Annotated in this window: 7 protein-coding genes; 1 reads left to right on the forward strand and 6 read right to left on the reverse strand. The window is 41.3% G+C overall.

Translation table 11 applies throughout. The features are described 5' to 3' along the window. Position 1 precedes the first annotated feature (1 nt). From ACUN27_RS34990 to ACUN27_RS35000, 3 genes are read right to left on the reverse strand one after another with little or no spacing between them, the layout of a single operon-like run. Positions 2–3,685 carry a DUF6079 family protein gene (locus ACUN27_RS34990; protein WP_445560481.1) on the reverse strand — a complete coding sequence of 1,228 codons (3,684 nt, stop codon included), beginning with the start codon at positions 3,683–3,685 and terminating at the stop codon, positions 2–4. Positions 3,686–3,703: 18 nt separating this feature from the next. After that, positions 3,704–4,159, reverse strand: coding sequence for a BREX-3 system P-loop-containing protein BrxF (gene brxF / locus ACUN27_RS34995; RefSeq protein ID WP_445560482.1), 456 nt, complete (start codon positions 4,157–4,159; stop codon positions 3,704–3,706). Positions 4,160–4,195: 36 nt separating this feature from the next. After that, the gene (locus ACUN27_RS35000; RefSeq protein ID WP_445560483.1) at positions 4,196–9,151 is read right to left on the reverse strand and encodes an AAA domain-containing protein; all 4,956 of its coding nucleotides are present in this window, start codon (positions 9,149–9,151) and stop codon (positions 4,196–4,198) included. Positions 9,152–10,334: 1,183 nt separating this feature from the next. On the opposite strand from ACUN27_RS35000, the gene ACUN27_RS35005 reads away from it, so the two are divergent. After that, positions 10,335–10,994: an exonuclease domain-containing protein gene (locus ACUN27_RS35005; protein WP_445560484.1), complete on the forward strand. Its 660-nt coding sequence runs from the start codon at positions 10,335–10,337 to the stop codon at positions 10,992–10,994. A gap of 527 nt (positions 10,995–11,521) precedes the next feature. Here the strand turns inward: ACUN27_RS35005 and ACUN27_RS35010 are convergent. The 3 genes from ACUN27_RS35010 to ACUN27_RS35020 all read right to left on the reverse strand — a co-directional run bounded on the left by ACUN27_RS35010 (position 11,522) and on the right by ACUN27_RS35020 (position 18,830). After that, positions 11,522–12,301 (reverse strand): DUF4230 domain-containing protein, encoded by a 780-nt coding sequence (locus ACUN27_RS35010; RefSeq protein WP_445560485.1) that lies wholly within the window; start codon positions 12,299–12,301, stop codon positions 11,522–11,524. Positions 12,302–12,628: 327 nt separating this feature from the next. Next, positions 12,629–15,931: a UvrD-helicase domain-containing protein gene (locus ACUN27_RS35015; protein ID WP_445560486.1), complete on the reverse strand. Its 3,303-nt coding sequence runs from the start codon at positions 15,929–15,931 to the stop codon at positions 12,629–12,631. After that, positions 15,924–18,830: a PD-(D/E)XK nuclease family protein gene (locus ACUN27_RS35020; RefSeq protein ID WP_445560487.1), complete on the reverse strand. Its 2,907-nt coding sequence runs from the start codon at positions 18,828–18,830 to the stop codon at positions 15,924–15,926. The genes ACUN27_RS35015 and ACUN27_RS35020 overlap by 8 nt, the downstream gene beginning before the upstream one ends. Positions 18,831–18,840 lie beyond the last annotated feature (10 nt).

Below are 18,840 nucleotides of genomic sequence, written 5' to 3' on the forward strand. Positions count from 1 at the left end.
GTTACTCCTTCTTTAACATGATCCTTACTCGATTAGAAGATTGGGAACCAACCTGTTCCCGCACTAATTGCTCAAATCGTAGGCGAAGCTCCTCGATTGTTAATGGACTTCCATCCCCTGCCATTTGCAATAACCGATTTAATGGCAATTCAACTTTCTGGATGCCTTCTAGGACTTCCTTTATCGTCTGAACTAAACGTAAATCAACTGGGATCCCAAATATTTTATCGTCAATAAATTGCTTTATTAATTGTTTTTGATCTTTAGTAAGTAATTCAATGTTCTCTCTTAATTCACTATCATTAAGATTAGTCAACAAAGTATTAGTCCAAGAATCAAGTAATTCTTCTAGTTCCGTTTCCAATTGTCGAACAGTTAACTGCTGAGCAAATTTCTCATCTTTTGGACGATATCGGCAATGTGGACAAACTGGAGAATGCTCCAATTCGCTTTTTTGTAACTTCCAGCAAATTTTTAAACCATCTGACTTTACCTTCCATGTTTGCAGTTGTTGTGCAGGCAAAATTGGAATCACGGAAATCTTCTGCAATGTATCGATACGCCCATCGCGTTTGAGCTGATTGAACTTGTTTTCCTCCGTTGCGCCCAGGCGTGATGACGAATGCTGCGCGTAATAGAAAGCAATATACTGATCCTTCAATTGGTCAATCACTTGTAGTTCAACAATGCAATCGCTATTAGTCTTTAAGGAGAGGAATAGATCTTCCAATGCACCTTCAACTTTCATGTACCACTCATCTGTAATCGAAACATGATTTCTCGCACTTACGATGTAATTCGCTTTTTTTGTAATTTGAGAAGCGAGCTCGCGCCATTTGATAAGCTTATCCACTAACAAGATAAATTCTTGTTGGCTTTGAATCTCATCTATATTCTTTTTGAAATTTTTCAACTTTGCCGGTGTATCGAACACTTGAAGACTCTGCAGGAATTGATTTAACCTTTGAAGTTTGCCCTGATACTCCTGCAACTCCTCATCCGATAAAAGCGGCAATTCCCATGTAGGAATCTTATCCTTGAGCTCATGTTGTAGTTTAACCAGTTGAGCTAGCTTTTGCTGCAAGATTGTTTGAAGCGTTTGAACCCCATTCGTTTGAGAATCTGGTTGAAGCAATCCATGACTAATTCCAAATAAATCAAACAATGCCCGCAGCTCTGATAATGGCAGATCACTTGGTTTCTTAATGTGACTAAACTCAGTGATACCCTCAGCTTTCAAAGCGATCAACTGGTTAAACTTCATGGAATCATAAGTTTCTCCGTTAATCGTTATAACAATATCACCAGTGTAAACTAGAGTGGCTAATATTACACTTAAGAGTTCGGGTTCCAATTGATACTCAATCGTTTTTTTAACTTCCCAATCTCCTTGAGATTGAAGAACTTCAAGTAGTTCAGAAGAATTCAGTACTTTTCCATTTCCCTTTTTATTTAACAAGTTCATTATCCATTTTGCAAATCCCGATTTATGTACATTAATTCTCTCTCCATCCAACAAGACTAATCCTTCAAGTATGGTTCTTGCTGTTTTTGTTTTTGGATTCAAGATTTGGGTTAATGTCTCAGGAATATACGTCTTTAACATGGCCTCTCGAGTAATACTAATGGTACTAAGTCGGAATGTAGGATAATCCGAGTATTTCTCCTCAAACCAAGTAGTTAAGCAATCATCTGCTGCAGCATCGATAATCTCCCGCACTGTCGCTTGAGCAGGAGCAGATAGACTCCAATCAGCAAGTTTCTTCGTAACGCTCTTATATGTCATTTTGTATGCGGATGGCATGTTTTCAACAAGCCACTTCATTAATTTTCTTAAGAACTCGGCAGATTTATCATCATACAACTTTTTGGTTACACTTGAAGCAGTTATGGACATCTCCCTAGCACCCGCGTATAGACGAAGGGCATTATGAAATGATTCATCTTTTGTATCTAGTTTGAAAAAAACTTCATCTGGTTTTGCTTCATCTTTGAATTTAGGTGGATCGTATGGTTGAAGCATATAAATATAGAAATCCCGCTCCGGTTGTGCTGTGGAGCGTTCATTAGGCGCACCGAAAAACAAATACCCTGGCCGTGTTACTTTCCTCGAGTACCAGTTCAATTCGTGCTGCCAAATTCGATATCCAGAGACTATACTTGGAGATCCATCGTCTGTTAACTTCTCAAGGACTTCAAAGTAATATCTGTCCAGCTGATTATTAACTAACATTTCTGATTTTTGTTCAATCAATGCATCTACATCAGTATCCTTATCTAAGTCAAGATAATACTGGCCGTTATCGCGATTGAACGAAATAAATTGATAACTTACCGACTTCATAATTTCGTTTAATACAGTGTCAATCGTAGCATTTAAGAAATCAGAATCTAAGTCCGGGAAATCGATATATAAGAATAATTGATCTCTTAATTCTGCTGACGTGACACCAATCTTTACTTTTATATCATCGGTCGTCAATCGAAATACTGATAGTGCACGGACTATTCTTTTGGCCATTGGTTTATACGATGCTTTAGCTTTTGGAAAAGCATTTTCAATTCGGTCAAATAAAATAGCGGACTTATCCATTACCTCTTTAACATCAACATCATTACGAAGACTACTGTCACTTTCAATGTGTAACCAATAATTGTCGTAAGAAATGACACCTGGACTATTAAGTGGTACGTCTGTGTCTAGTAGCTTATTAATTTCTTGGCTTATTGTAGTTAAAGCTACTCGTTTCTCCCCAATTTTGACCTTTTCAAATGAAGAAAGATATGCAGGGTGGATTGGGAACAATTCTGCATACTTCTCAATCTGCTCGCCTAGCTTCTCAAAAAGTGGCGCAAATTGTTGTAAGTGCTCTCGAATAAGTGCTTTTTGCCTGTCATCTTTTCTGAGCATACGTTGGGATACAACATATTCGATATCTTCACGGACAATGATCGCTTGTACAGTACGTTCCTTGACCCTACGAAGCTCTGATGCTACGAATTGAAATTTAGGATTATCAAATAGCATTTCCTGTACTCCGGTCATGAAACGGAATCGTGTATTTTGACATATCTCTCCTAATGCTCTTAGGAAACCTAAATCCAAAATTAATTCCTGTTCTTTTCGTGTACGCAGGTAGTCAAGTAACTCGTCAATGATTAGCAAAAAGCCATGATCTGGATACACTTCATGGAAAGCGGACATCATGCGCATCATTTCGTCCTTATTGCTGGTTAATTTCAACAAGTCTGGCATTTCATAGTCCACGCCATTATCTTGAAGGAACCTTGTCAACTCATGGAAGAGCACTTCTCTTAACGGAACCACGATTCCATCAAACTCAACCCGAAGTACTTTAAATTTCCCTTCAATCTCTTTGGCCTTTTTTGCAATTCGTTCATTTTGAATATGATCAGAAATTCCAGTTGTTTCGGAAATAGCTGCAATAACACTCATCAAATGAGATTTACCTGTACCATAATTACCTACGACCATAATCCCTTTATGATCTATCGGACGTTGAAACTGAAGCTGTTCAATAATTACACTATCGATAACATCTGCCATACGATCTGAAATCACGTAAGTTTCAACAAGTTTTTTAGCCAGTTGATCTTCAACAGAATTCTTTAACACAACAATTGATTTAATTGGTTCAAACTGTATTAGATCTCTATATTTCATATGTATATCCCTCCGCGATTAATAAAAAATAATACTATTACTGTATTCAGAATTCTGAGTATACTCCTGATGTTCAGGAGTTGCATAATAAAGCACTCCTTGTTCACCTTTGCCAGGCCAGACAACCAATAGCACCGTATTTCCACTGTTTGCTTCCAGCAACTTCACAGGATTTTGCTTTAGTTCAGTATCAAATAAATATTCAATACTGTGTATGCATACAACATCATTCTTTTGTTCATTTATAGCCTGCCTTAGCCATTTTGCCACATCGTAAGGCCGTTTATCTGAGGGGATTAATCTTAGTTGTTCTGACAAGTATAAACCAATGTTTACTGTGGGAATGCCCTCATGATTTAAATCATTGATTAGTTTCTGTTGGGTCGTTGATTCCGGAATAAGAAATAATAGTTTATATCTTTGATTTATGACATTAGAAATCTCAATGCGTAGATTCTCTAATTTGATGCTCATCCTGATTCAACCTCGAATTCTATCATTGTTCAAATATCATTCCTGATATTTAGTATACCACGCCGGCTTCTTCTGGGAAGCTTGACTGCCATTTTGCAAGTAGTTGAAAATTATCCCATACTTTTCAAGTTCTTTAAAGTGATGAGCTATTTTCTTATCCCCGATAACCCAAAGCGCCCCGCCCTTATCCCTTTTATCTATATAAGGTACGTTTCTATCTTGGAGATATTGGTGAAGATCAAAAGTTGCTTTAATTAATTTTTCTTCAAAAATTGGAATCTCTATCTGCTTAGGAATATTCATTACTAAATCTTCCTCAAATAAGTCTGGTTGTTGATAAATTTGAGCAGCGGTTGGGCTTATCGGAGTAGTAATTTCATTCCTGCTAGAATTAAATTCCAGCTTACTCGTTGATCTTGATTCGATTTTCGGTTTTTTTACTTTCTCCTTTTTATTAAGGCCCAAGTACTCCCCCTGTTGTTCGTCCCATTCCTTCCTTATCTGACCTGCTCTAATAATTACAGTATTCTTTAAACCCTCATCTTGATTGCCAACAACAGAATCTATCGAATTCAAAGTGTGAAGCTCTCTTGGTATTTCCATTGAAATCAGCGTATTAAACAATGGAATTAAAGCATTTTCTGGGTTTCTGAAGAACTCTCCACCTCTAATTCGAACAAATGTCCATCCAAGGCGTTCAAGAATGGCTTGTCGCGCCATATCTTCACCAATCTTTTCAATTGGATGCCATCTATCACCATCACATTCAACTGCTAGTTTTTTCCTTCCACCTTCAACTACCATATCAATACTATAAGCTCCGACTTTCCATTGGGGCGTTACTTTATAACCTTCTTGAAAGAGTCTTTGAATAACTAGTCTTTCAAACTCAGATTGGATCTTAGGCTCTGCTTGTTTCAACATTTCTTCAGCAGCATACGGATTTCTAATGTGTTCGATGAGTCGTTTACGTAAGTCCCCATCCTTTAATTGTACTGAAGCATAAAGAGAGTGTACGAGCCAAAGTTGATTTCTTGCTCGGCTAGCAGCAACATTGTATCGTTTCTTCATGCGATCTCCAGGATCAGAAAGCATCCTCATAGGCCCATCTCCATCAGAAGAATGAACCATTGATAAGAAGATAATATCCCTCTCATCTCCTTGAAATTGCGCCGAATTTCCACAACGAATGTTGCGTTTTTTATACTCTGTAGCCGGCAAGTACTTCTGTAAATATTGATCGATCAAAATAGCTTGTTCCTCGCCTAAGAGCGTGATAACGCCAAAAGTAGCGTCCTTGTATGCATCTTGCTCAATGGCCGCCATAATAAGTGAAGCTATCGCTTTGGCTTCCACATCATTCTTTTTAGAACCTGAGAGAAATCCATCCACTCTGTACTCAATTGTAAAAGGTCTTGTAAGAACTGAACTTGCATCTCTCAGCGGTAATATTCTCCCCTGATAGGATAAATGATTACTAAATTGAATGATAGGCTCCACACAACGGAAGTGTTCCCTCAGTTGAGTCATACCGGCAAACGACGTTTTTGCCAAGTCATAAATTGATGTCTGGCCATCATACAATGCTGCATTTGGAATCCCTTTGAGGTGCATGTCTATAAGCTTTTGCACTTCTTCCTGTTTTTGGCCTATTGCTTCAGGACTAACCTGTTCATCATCGCCAACAACTACAATTTGTTTTCCCAAATACAGTGCAGTTAAAGCCATCACATCTGCCTGACTCGCTTCATCAATGATCACTACATCAAATTGATTCTCTGTTGGATTAAAACTTTCGACGACACGGTGTATTGGCATAATCCATACCGGAACTGCTGTTTGGCACAATGGCATTAGGCTTCTTGCTTCTGCAATTAGATGTGGTGCTCTAATCCCAGTACCCTTACCGACTTTTTTCATTAATAACTTCCATCCTTGTAGTGCATTTTGCTGCTGTAAGGTTGTTTTTTGCGCTAATGCTAGCCAAGCTCTTTTTTCAACCAATTGAGTTGTAATACTCTTAAATTGGCCGCGCAAATTTAAGAGTTCTTTTTGCAAGGCTTCTTGAGAAAGACTTATTCGCCGCGAAAGTTCCCCATCTAATTGTTTTAGAAGCCAGACATTCTGTAAATCATTGGGTACGATACTATTACCATGTATACCTTCTCTATTCCTGATAACATCCGCCCAACTAGGGGCTACTGCTTCAAGTTTTTTAAAAAGATGACTTCTTCTCTGCATTAATTCATTTTTACCCCAAAGTTCTTCTAATGCTGAATACGCTTGTGCATACTTGCTTACATCGAGTTCATTAACAGCTTGCTTCAAAGAGGTGACAAGTAATGACCCATTTGAGGTATATGTGTCAATTGTTTGTTGTAGTTGTAGTTGATTTTGCAATAAGTTGTTCCAATTAAATTTGTTAATATAAGAACTTACTACTTCTACAAGCTCGTTTTCAACGATCGTTTTAAGATGATACAGCTCAGAATGTTTAGAAATTTCCGCTTTTCTTGATTGAAGCAAAGGTTCCCATTGAAGACCAAAGTCAGTTAATTGTTGGACTTGTTTGCTCCAGGATACTTGAAACCAGTTTAGGCAGTAATGAATTTCATTCTTTATTTGCTCTAAAGATTCTTCCGGCTCATCTCCTAACGAATCTAAATCGTATCCACCAATAGACGTTACTTGACGCTTCCATCGATTAAACACTTGATGTCGCTTTTTCTTATATTCGACATGAACTAGTACAGCTTCAAAATGATCTATCTCTTTAGGAGTTTGATCATTTACCTTAATAGAAGAAATTGCCTTTTTCCATTTTGGTTTCAATAATAACTGAAACGAATTTAATTTATTACCTTCCTTTGAATAACTGATAACTTCTTTAAGAACTTCGGATAGCAGATCTAACTCAACACCATCTTCAATAGACGGACCGAATTTATACTGAGCTGACTTGGCGGAATGATAAAGTTCTATTAATTCCGTAATTTCACGGTTTAATTCTTCCCAATCTTTTGTCCTATTAGCTCCACTTTTTCCTGCTGAAATTATTTCTAATTTCCATTGATGTTCTTGAGAGATAATACCCACTGTGTTAATTACTTGTTGTAACGTATTCTGCAATTCTGTAATTGAAATTCCGTCTTTTTCTTCCCAATAGTTGTCATGCGAGTCCTTTAAGCTTATAGATAAAGCATCGTGATCATTAACCATAATGCCAAACACTTCTGGTGTCATTATTTTTTGAGGATGCAGTTCAACACTTTGGAATTCCTGCTCCTCTTCTAAAGAAACTTCACTTGTACTCATATATAGGAATTCAACTTCGTCCTTCGTAAAAGGGAACTCTTTACCTAGGGTAATTTCCCCTGGAATGATAGAAAGTTGTTCCTGACCAGCAGAAACTAACCTTGCCGCCTTTGACGGTTCAAATTCCTGACCTGTGAACACAATAGATCTATAGTCATTCTCCCTTGTATGCTTTAGATCACTATTGATCTTTCGGATACTCTCAAGCAAATGGTTTCTTCTTTGAGTCAGATTTCTAATATCTTCTTCTGCTTGTTTGGGATGTAATGAATTTAGTTTTTCTGTTATGATATCGATCGAGTTTTCAAGTTGATTTCTTCCACCCTCTTCGTCCAGAACACTGACGCAAAGATCCTGTAAAGGTTCGGCAACCTTATCACGCAAAACATTCAGAGCCTTGGATGTATGACTTGTCACCAGTACGCTTTTTCCCTCAGATAAAAAGTGACCAAGAAGATTTGCAATTGTGTGTGTCTTACCTGTACCAGGAGGGCCTTGAACTAAGACTGACCCATATTTGTTTATCTTTAAAGCGATGTCAAGCTGCTCAGAATTCGCATCTTTCGTAAAGAGAATATCTTCATTTTCTCCATTAACATCTAGAGACTGAAAGATACCCCGGTCTGAGGATTTATCACTTCCTAAATCAATACCTGTAATTCTAGTTACAGCTTCAGGTAATACAGCTGTTTCAATGAGGTCTTCTATAATGTCTTCTATAGCATTTGTGAAACCCAATGAGCGTTTTCTTAAAAAGAGGACTGGATTCCTTTGTATAAAAGGAGCCCTTTCTTCTAATGTAATCTGGTTAGTTGAGTCGCCAAATGCAACAAACTGCCCCTTCGCTGTCAAATGACTTATAACCCTTTTAAGGTAATCATCTGTAACATGATATCCAAGAGGAGTACACTGAATTGCCTCAATGTCCTCCGTACATCTAGTCACTGAATATGCACTTACTTCTTCAACATCCCTAAACAATGCACTAAAAAACTCAATGGTTTGTTCCGTGGGAACTAGAGTAAACTCAGGAACATTGGGATCAAAAAGCAATCTTACTTTTTGCAGAAGGATTGGATGATGGATACTTATTCCCTTAGTTAATTTCCAGTCAAGTATGCCGTCACCAAGGATTAACTCAACTTGGTCATTCTCACGCTCTATCCAAGAATATAATGAGTATAACTTTTCAAATATCTTCATGGTTTTGCGTGCGGGCAGTTCAATAAGCCTCCATTGGTTTCTTTCATTTAACCATTCTTCGTAAACAGCGATTCTGTTCTCGTCATCAGTAAATAATTCAACTGCTTCTTCATCCCGGTTATGATAAATAGACTCAATGATTTCGGGCTCGTTTTCAATTTTTTTCCAACCTGAATTAAGCCAGCCTTGTAACTCAAAAGGTGGCTCTGGACATGAAGTTAAGTCTGGCTTTCTAACAGTTAAATAAGTCTCCGGAGTGTTACCATCTATTCGATCGGGAAATTCAATATCAGATAAAAAATCACATAAAATGTCTTGTTGCTGAGGCAAATCTTTAAACCAAAGAGTCCATAGTTGGTCCTCGATTTGCTTCTTCACTGGATTTCTAAGCTGATCAAGAGCTTGTAAATATTTATATATTTGAACCAGCTTTTTCTTAGCCAATTCTTGGTTTTCTTCTACTTTCTCAGTCATAGTTCTTCCTCCACTCCGAAAAGCAAAACATATTTAATCTTTATAATCCTACCGCGGCGAGAAACTTCCTCCGAAGACTTCTCGTTTATGATAATGTTTGAATCTATTACAAACATCATTTTCAAACGTCTTAAGTGAGTGCGTACGACAAATATTACTTATAAAAAAATCGCAATTACCACAGTTCCGATATTGATGATTTGTTTTATGGATTCCCTTGCTCTTCTTAAGGTCGATCTGGACAGGTTGCTCCTGACTCTTTGGCTTTTTTGGCTGTTCTAATTGTTTTTTTTGTGTATTCTCTTCTTTTATTTTTGGGTCAATATAAGTCTTTAATGTAGAACTTGAAGTTATATTACCTCGATGACCAGTATTTTTCATAGATGTTGGCGTAGTTATGAGCAATTCTAGACGTTCCCACCCAGAATCATCCACATGATCACCCTTTATGACATGGTCCAGATGACAGACTCGACAGTTATATAGATTTGTTGGCCGTTCCACTGATGTTTGCTTATATTGATAAAACCAAGCAGCTTTTTTTCGTATGAGATGAAGACTGGACCCGCAAACCGTGCATCGTTTGTTTACGTCACAAAGTAAATACTGCTTCATGGAAACCGCCTCCGGGTAAATACTTTTATAAGTGCAATTATAACTCCTAATTATGTCAATGCTCTGTCAGCAAACAAACGTTCTAAGAATATGTAGAACATAACATTAGCCTAAAATATGTATGCAATTAACCATAGGATAATTTTATAATTTCGACATTTATGGACCCATGACAAAAGTACTATACGTAAAGAACTATTCGACAAAGAAAGCAATTCCCCTCCCTTTTTCAGTATTGAGTTACATTTAAGAGTACAACATACATTTATTCCTATTCTTCAATCATTATGTGAAATCACAAGAACCGAACAGTACTATAAGAACCATTCGGTTCTTTATCTCATTTATTCAAACCAACATACTCCTGATGCCCACAAAATAAAGACATTGGATCTATTCCACACGGTAAAACCATCCCCCTTCCATACATTAATTTCCAATTATAATCATTCCTATTTGATTTCTAAATGAAAATGTTTTTCCATCTAGAACATCCGTTCCATGACATTAATTTGTCAATTTGATATGCTATCCTATCCTTACAAGTTGACGAAAGGGTGAATCTAACATGAATTACATTGTGTTTGATATGGAATTTACCGTTTTGCGAAGAAGTCAGTACTTAGCCGATATTTTAGAAATTGGCGCGATAAAGTTAAGTGATGAAGATGGTCATCTTTCCATAGTTGACCTTTTTCACACTCATGTCCGTCCAAACAATTATAAAACGATAACAACACTTACTACAGAATTCACAGGCATTACACAAGAACAAGTAAAAAATGCGCCTACTTTCAAAGATGTCGTAAGTGATTTTACTCTTTGGCTAGGAGATTCACCTTATTTCATGTGCTCATGGGGTCCGGATGACAAGCATCAATTAGTCAGACACTGCGCCTTACATAAGATCGAGCTGAATTGGATCCAAAATTATAACGACATTCAGCTCATGTTTACCCGTTTACAAGGAGCTGACTACGGTCAGCGATTTGGATTGAAAAAAGCACTCGCTGCTGTTGAGATTGGCTTCTTAGGCAGTCACCATAATGCTCTTGATGATGCTTTTAATACTGCAAAGCTTTTTAAAAGGGTTTTCCCTCTTCTAACCCTCGAGAAAAACAACGCGGCAACTGAGCAGCAATATTCTACCTCTCTTGTTTATTCTACAGGGGATGGATTGAATAAACCGTTTAGCCAATTAGCTGAATTGATTGGTATGGCCATATGAAAAATAAAACCAAGGGCTGCCTTCAGAAGGTAGTCCTTGGTTATTTTAAGGCGAACGAAGATCACTTCATCATGTGATTTATCTCTATAATATTTCCATTTTCAGCAATATGAATAATGATAAGGTCTCCATTAGGCAACGTAACGGTTTACAATAGCACGATTATGGAAACTACGAATTCCTTATTTCCTTAACAAGGATGTAATCATTTATCAGGAGAAGGGGGATCTCGTAAAAGAGACCCATAAGGGGCAAAAGTTTCTGAAATTGTTAAATAAAGCGTATTACCAGATGGCTTATGATAGTGATTAACAGTCCTCATCTTGGAAACAAGGTGGGGGCTGTTTGACGCTTACTTATCTTCCAATGCTGCTTCCCCTTATATCTTCTGATACTAATGTTAAATTTCATTTATCGGGTTAATGATTGGCGATTTCTGGAAATAAGTAGAATTCGACAAACCTCTATGGTTCCCCCAGTAAATCACAGAACAGGCCTGTCCCAAGTAGCATGGGCAGGCCGTCCTATTAGTTAAACGTGACATTTACCTTATAACCAATATTCTTAAAAAATTCCTTTAACGCTTTTTGTGCATTTTTCTCTGCAGTATCTAGTAAACCACCAGAGATGGCATCTTGACGACTTTGCTCTTGTGCCTTTGCGGCTAGGTCAAACCCTTCATTCCATTTAATATCACCACGAAAAAGTCCACCATTGACATAGGTTTGTATTTTATCCATCTGTAATGATGCGTCCTGAACAATCTCTGCATGTGGAAGGGTAATATCTATTTCTTTTGTTTCTTCATTTATAACCATGTCTTTAGAAGTAATTCCTTTCAAATCAACACCAGCAATAACCGTCCCAGGTACAATTAATAGTAGTTCTCGCTTTGTTCCTAGCAGATCAATTGAGATGTTTTTCCCAAAAATCTTATTATCCTCTTCGTGTATAACCGCTTTCGTATAAGCTTTAGCTGTTGCCAATGTGGCTAGCTCTTGAACGTGTTCAACATACGTGACAGACTTTTGTTTGAAGGTACTGCCCGAAAATAGCCTAATTCCTCCTAAAGTGATGACTAAAAAAACAAGGATGGCCAAAATAATCTTCAATCCACCAACTTTCAAGAAAGACTTAAATATTCCTTTCGGAAGAGATAAAGATCTTGAGTTATGATCTACCGCAAAAGTTGCAGCACTTTGTTGTTGTGCTTCCTTTAATTCTATTAATTGTCTTTCTAGCTGTGCAATTTTTTCGTCTTTTTCTTCTATAATTTCTCTATTTGTATCCATTTTTTCACCTTTCATTTTTTGTCTTCTTATGATTCATATATATTAGTGCTGTTATTTTGAATAGTATCGTTTATAAACAAACTTTTCAATTGCTGAGATCGGTTTCATACTCTGCTTTGAACCTGCCAGAGAAAATCTTCTAACGACTTAACCGTTACCGTAACTAATTGGAAATCTGCCATTGAATCTCCCCATTAGAAAATAACTTTCTAACCCTACAATTAAAAGAAGAATTCTCCCCATTGTTCGCTTCAATAATCCTTTAAGGATGATATCCGAATCTGTGAACGGTCTTGTTAAAGTGCGACGAACATTCCTATCTTGTTTTATTAAGCAACATTTCTATTTATTCAAATCTAAGTACTTCTGATGCCCCACAAAATAAAGCCCTGCTTCCTTCACCTTATACCCGAAAGTCTGCTCCCACTCCCGCGCATAAGTCAACACCTGCGGCCGATAGAAGCGAACAAACGCCTCTTCCTTCCCCGCCTCAAAGTGGTCCGTCTTGAAGTCAACGATCACCCAACCGTCCTCTTCTTCAAACAAGAAGTCGATGACACCCTCAACATAGACATCACGCACAGTCTCTGCTAATGCCCCCTCTTCCACAGAAACGGCAACTTCCGTGGCCGAGTCATCCCCAACAGTACTCCCCTCAGCACTTTTCTTAAATAAAAGCCTGACTTCGTGCAGGCGTGTTTTCGCTCGAAGCGCTCGCTGCCAGAGCTCACTGTTCGTAAAAGCAACGACAGCGAGAAAAGCTTCCGAAATGAAATCCGCGTTCACTTTGAGCTGATCCGCAAGCATTGCCATATAGGCCGCAAGCTGCTCGCCTGCAATGCCCTTACCGGCAGCTTCAATGCCCAAATGCACAAGGCTGCCATAAGCCATGCCGCGTCCTTCGGACGACCATTCGGGTACTTCCCCCGAACTCTTGGTCAGCCCAGTGACAGATGCACGTGCGTAGGTGGACCTCCCCAGTCGCACCACTTTCGCAGCTCGTTCTGCCATGAACCCGGCTAAATCCAGCTGCTCACTATATTCCACACGTTCCTCCGCCTCAAAGGCAGGAACTTCAAGCTCCGGAACCATCTCCATCCCGAGCAGGAGTGGACTCCACGGGCTTTTCGCCGGCTGCTCCGGGTACTGGCTGATGACCAGCATTTGCTTCGCGCGCGTAGCCGCCACATACAAGAGTCGATCCTTTTCAGCGTTCATAAACTCTCGTTCTCTGAGGTTCATCGCCTCCCAACCGACAGGTTGAGCTAACGTTTCCTTCGCGAACTCATACTTTTGCTGCGAGATGGTAAAATAGCCCACCGCCGGATCGACAGTCCGGTCAACATATTCCGTTGCATCGTGGTCCGATTCACCGCAAGGGCAAGCAAGGAAGACTACAGGTGCTTCCAGACCCTTCGCCTTATGCAGGTTCATAATACGCACGGACTTGTTACGTCCCGCATATAAGCTGGAAGTTTCGACACCTCTGCCCTGGCACCACTCCGCAAGTGTGTCGGCCAAAGCTCCCCAACCCGCTGCGCTGTTGATTTCATCCTGTAACTGCTGCAATAGCTTGATTAGCGTCCCCGCGCGTGTCGATCCTGCTTCATTCTGCGCGGCATGGACGAGCAAGCCCATATCCACCATGATGCGTGATAACGCTGTGAGTGCAGGCAGCTTACGGGTCCAAGCATAGTAGGTGCGCAGCTTCTCCAGCACGCCATATACAGGCAACGCTTCCACAACATCTACACCTTCATCAGATGACACCAAATAGTGGAAGGCAAATCCCGCCTTTTTATAGTCGTAAAGCTCCTGATCACTAATGCCAAACAGCTCGCCTCGAAGCACAGATAGGAGTGCAATTTTATTTGAAGGATCATCTAAACAGGCAGCCAACTGCGCCAAACTAAACATTTCGGGATAAATGGCCGCGCTGCCAGCCGTATCTGCCGGAATTCCGCAGCTATCCAGTGCTTCCGCATACAGACTGATGAATTCTCTCGTTTTCAGCAAAATAAGAAAATCACTCGGCACGGCTCTCCGCATCTGATATTCGCCATTCGCATCTCGCTCCTGGATGTTCAGCCCGTTCTTACCGCAAGCCCAAGCGATATAGGCTGATACTCTTCCAGCATCTTCGTTTGCAACGGTTGCTTTGCCCCCTGGCATTTTCGGATAGGTCAATGTATGGATACCATGTGTGGCCTTTTTCTTATCGGCAGGATTCGGAGACTGTGTCTGCATGTTCACAAAAGCAGCCTGTTCCTCGCTCGCTTCCTTCGGAAATTTCGACTCAAACTGATAGTTCACATAGTCGCCAATCGCCTGCACAGATCGGAAATTAGCATCAAGCTGCAGCACATCCCCTGACTTTGCGATTCTGCGCTTCACCTCGTTATAGATGGAAATATCCGCACGGCGGAAACGATAGATCGATTGTTTGGGATCACCTACAATAAATAAGGAGCCTGGACGCGGTTGCAGCTTGCGCCAATCTTGTTCACCCTCGCGATCTCCGCTTCCAGTCAGAAGAAACATCATCTCCGCTTGAATCGGATCGGTATCTTGGAATTCATCCACCAGTAGCCGTTGAAATCTACTAGCAAAATAGCCCCGCACAGCGGAGGATTCCCGCAGCAAAGCTGTCGCCTTCTCGAGTAAATCCTGAAAGCTGACAACCCCCAACTCTGTTCTTCTCTGCTGCGCATAGGCAACGGCTGGCATGACAAAATGAATGAACTTCGGATACAGATACTCTCGCCAAGCTCTCAGGAAGGGCAATAGAACGGTGATCTGCCAGTCTTGGAATCGATCCCGCATTTCCTTCGCCATGGCCTTCTCTGTCCAGCGATTTTGCGTGACCTCCAGCTTCTTATCGAATTCCATTGCCATCGACAGCACATGGAAGTCGTTATCCCAGCTCCAATTGCGCTCCTTCTGCTTAATTAAACGCAGTACCTTTTGCAGCGCATCCCACCCTTTTTCTGGCTCATTGGTCGGCATATAGGGCCATGCCATTGCCATCAATGGCGGCAAAGACAAACGAATCAAATCGAAGTCAGGGCGCGGCACCTCAGCCGCTTCGATCTGCACATCACTGAACAGCGACACACGATCATACACAGCTTTCAGTGTATTCACGGTGATGCCATACCCCTGAAGTTCCTCTAACTCGTTTACCCGCCCAAGTTCTTCAAGCTGCAGCAAATAATCGTCCCAACAACGGCTTTGGAATTCCGCCCCCGCTATTTCGTCTAACTCTCTAAAGGCTGGATCCAATCCCGCCTCTACCGGGCGCTCACGAAGCAACATGCCGCAGAATGCATGAATCGTGCCTATGAAATTCTGATCGAGCCCTTCCATCGCGGCGGCAAACCGTTGCTTTTCCCCAGCATCTTTCGCGCTGCTCAACGACTTTTCCAAAGCTAATCGAAAACGCTCCCGAAGCTCATCTGCTGCCTTATTCGTAAAAGTAATCGCCGCAATCCGATCAACCTGTGCGCTCCCCGTTCGAATCAAAGACACCATCCGGCCTACAAGACTCGTTGTTTTACCAGAACCCGCTCCTGCTTCAACTAATAAGTTGGTATTCAGATCATCGATGATACGGTTCCTAGCTTCCCAATCGTTAGGTCTAGTCAATGGCTTCCACCTCCAAGAGCTCTTTCAGCCTCACAACATTGCCCAGATCTTTCTTTTTATCACCCATAAAAGAAGCATGATTCACACAAACTGTCGCATAATCGCAATAACGGCAACGCCTCGCATCCTCTGTCGGTATGTACACACCCTGTTCCATGGAGGTTAACAAACTTCTCACAAGCCCAGTCAGCACCTCACGCTTATCTTGCGCACGCACCACTTCCCGTCCAACCCCTCTCGCTGTCGGAAAATAGTACGCTGACTCCGTCACCTGGGCATCCTTATCTCTGCCCGTATCCTTCAACCACTGCTCCGCGGCTAGCGCATAGAGCGCATGTTGAAGCTGCGTTCCGCCGGCAAAATACGCATTGTCCCGATACTTACCCGGACTCCCCGTCTTATAGTCGATGATTCGGTAAGCATTCGGACCAATCTGATCAATCCGGTCAATAAATCCTTTTAACGTAAGAGAGGAACCGTCTGTCAGTTTTAACGTCATTGGCTCGCCATCTATCGTAAGGTCTTGCTCGAAATAGAGAGGACGTGTCGTCTTTGTCAATTCTTCGTTATAGAACCATTCCACATCCTGACGGATCTCATCAGACTCTTTTTGCAGGATAAGCTGACTTGGCGCAGGAACTAACTGCTCGAAATCCGCTAATTGCTTTTCTGTTATGGCTTGCATAATCGTTCTGTCATGATTTGCTGGCAGTGAGCCGTCCGACGTTATTTGTTTCAGATACTCGTAAAAAATACGATGTAGTAAATTCCCGCGATCCATAGGTTCTAACCAACGCGTTCGGTCATAAACAGCTTCATCTTTGGCCCATATCCCAAGTACATAACCGAAATAGAATCTCATTGGGCATTCAGCGTAGCGTTCCAGCTGACTTGCGCTAAACGAGCGTTGCCCCATTTCAGCGACTAATGTGTCCGATTGTATGAAGCCATCATGTGCTGTAATCGCGTTGGAGACGCGATTCATCACGGCTTGACTTCCTTTGTTCATATGCGGATACGCCGCATTCAACGTGTCTCGCCCGTTACGCGTTTGATCATGCTTATCCGTCAACGCGACCGTCCATAGATCGGAACTGTCCAAAGGCAGGAAGCTCACCTCATTGGTCGCCTTATGAGATAAATAACTGACAGGCATGCCGAGCGCATTTCCCATTGCAGTGTAATCTGCATCCGACATTTGAAGCTTGTTTCGGAAGATTTTCAGCAGCTCAAACGCAGGACTTGCTTGCTTTCCTTCTGCGATCTGATAAGAGGAGTAACTTAACGTTACGTTCCCTGTAATGCTTCCTAGCCTTCTATGTTGATCTAATTTCGCAAGTTTGCCGCGTTCTGATGCTAGTAGCAGATGAGCGCTAATGTTTTGCCTTTCTTCATCTAGCAAAACCGGATCCTGACGAGAAGCAACGGACCAGTTATGTTCATCCATGCCGACGATATACGTGAATGGCCTTCCTGTTAGACCGCCACCAGAAAGCGATGAAATGTGGATAGCACCAGGTGAGGGTGTTGAAGCAACTTTCACACGAATACCGGATAGGAGCTGTGTGACATATTGCTGAGCAACGTCTTTCTTCATCAGAGAGGGCGAAATCGCATCCACAGAAGCAAGCGTGGCTGCCAGCTCATCTATTTCTTTGACAATACCCGCATCATCTTCATTCTGAATCGTACCGTAGTCCGAAACGATACGCTGTAACCATGTCAGGATAAAAGCTGGGCTCCATGCATCTTCACTCGGCCATTTCGCGAATATGCCTTGAAAGACCTTTCTAAGACTGACTACCAGTGGCTTCTCTTCTGCATCTCCCCCAACTTCAATCGATTCAAGCAAATCTAAATACCGCTCTTTGCCCCAACCAATAGGTAGCTTCTCTAAAGTACGGATCCACTCCGATGATCGAATGCTGTCATCCACATTGCGCAGCGATAAGCCTCCGTCACGTAACAAAGAGATGAAATCCGCAATGGGAAAATCATTCTCGAGCCAATGAATCAACTTTAATAAGGTTCGGCCCATACGAGCGTATTGAAGCGGCAACCCTCCCCCATACGTGCAAGAGATGTCCAACTCAGCGCTCAGTGTATGCATCGCACTTGCGTAGTCTTCATAATTCGATGCAATGACTTCGACCTGATCGAGTGGATTCTCCTGAACTAATACCCTTCTCATCACTTCGCGAACCTCTGCCAATGTACCCGTTGCATGAAACAATTGCGCCTTGTCTGCCGGAAAATCAGATTCGGATGCTGTAAATGGTAAGCCCAACATCGGCTTCACTAAGCGTTCTCCAGCTATCGTCTGAAGGATCGTCTGCTGCGCATGGGAAAGCAAGCTATTCTCAGGCACGATAAACAGGGTACCATCCTGCTCAACCTCAACGAGATCAGTTAGCAGCATTTGATCCACGAAATTGTGTTCCAGCAGCATCTTCTCATAACGCAGAAGGACTTCCCTCACATACATCCCCTTAGGGAGATCAATGAAATAAGACAGTTCTAAGTCTTTGGCCTGAACAAAGGCTTGCCGTAAATCTTCAATGGAACGATGAAAACAGGAAACCATGCCTGGTGTGATCATCGTATCCGAAAGATAGGTATCCTCTCCCTTGGTCAGTTCCATCATGATCTGCTGAATGATCCAGAATGATTGCTGGGGACGAATAACCGTTTTCTTTTGCTGAAAAAGCTTAAGTGCAGCCTGTTTTAGGGCTAGGCTTTCTATCGTTTGTACCTCAACATTCAAAACGTGGCCGTAGACACGACAGACTTGATGCAGCCACATCTGTCCGTCAGCGAACCGAGGGGCAAGAAGTACCTTTTTGGATAAAGGAAATGTCTGAAAGCTCTCATGTAAGTTACGAATAAAAGCTGATACCATGCTATCTCGC

This window comes from Paenibacillus sp. WC2504 (assembly GCF_052682475.1).

Bases quoted from the DNA above. Each gene is read 5' to 3' on its own strand.
- ACUN27_RS35020 (WP_445560487.1), bottom strand. From the start codon at position 18,830: ATGGTATCAGCTTTTATTCGTAACTTACATGAGAGCTTTCAGACATTT.
- ACUN27_RS35005 (WP_445560484.1), top strand. From the start codon at position 10,335: ATGAATTACATTGTGTTTGATATGGAATTTACCGTTTTGCGAAGAAGT.
- ACUN27_RS35010 (WP_445560485.1), bottom strand. From the start codon at position 12,301: ATGAAAGGTGAAAAAATGGATACAAATAGAGAAATTATAGAAGAAAAA.
- brxF (WP_445560482.1), bottom strand. From the start codon at position 4,159: ATGAGCATCAAATTAGAGAATCTACGCATTGAGATTTCTAATGTCATA.
- ACUN27_RS35000 (WP_445560483.1), bottom strand. From the start codon at position 9,151: ATGACTGAGAAAGTAGAAGAAAACCAAGAATTGGCTAAGAAAAAGCTG.
- ACUN27_RS34990 (WP_445560481.1), bottom strand. From the start codon at position 3,685: ATGAAATATAGAGATCTAATACAGTTTGAACCAATTAAATCAATTGTT.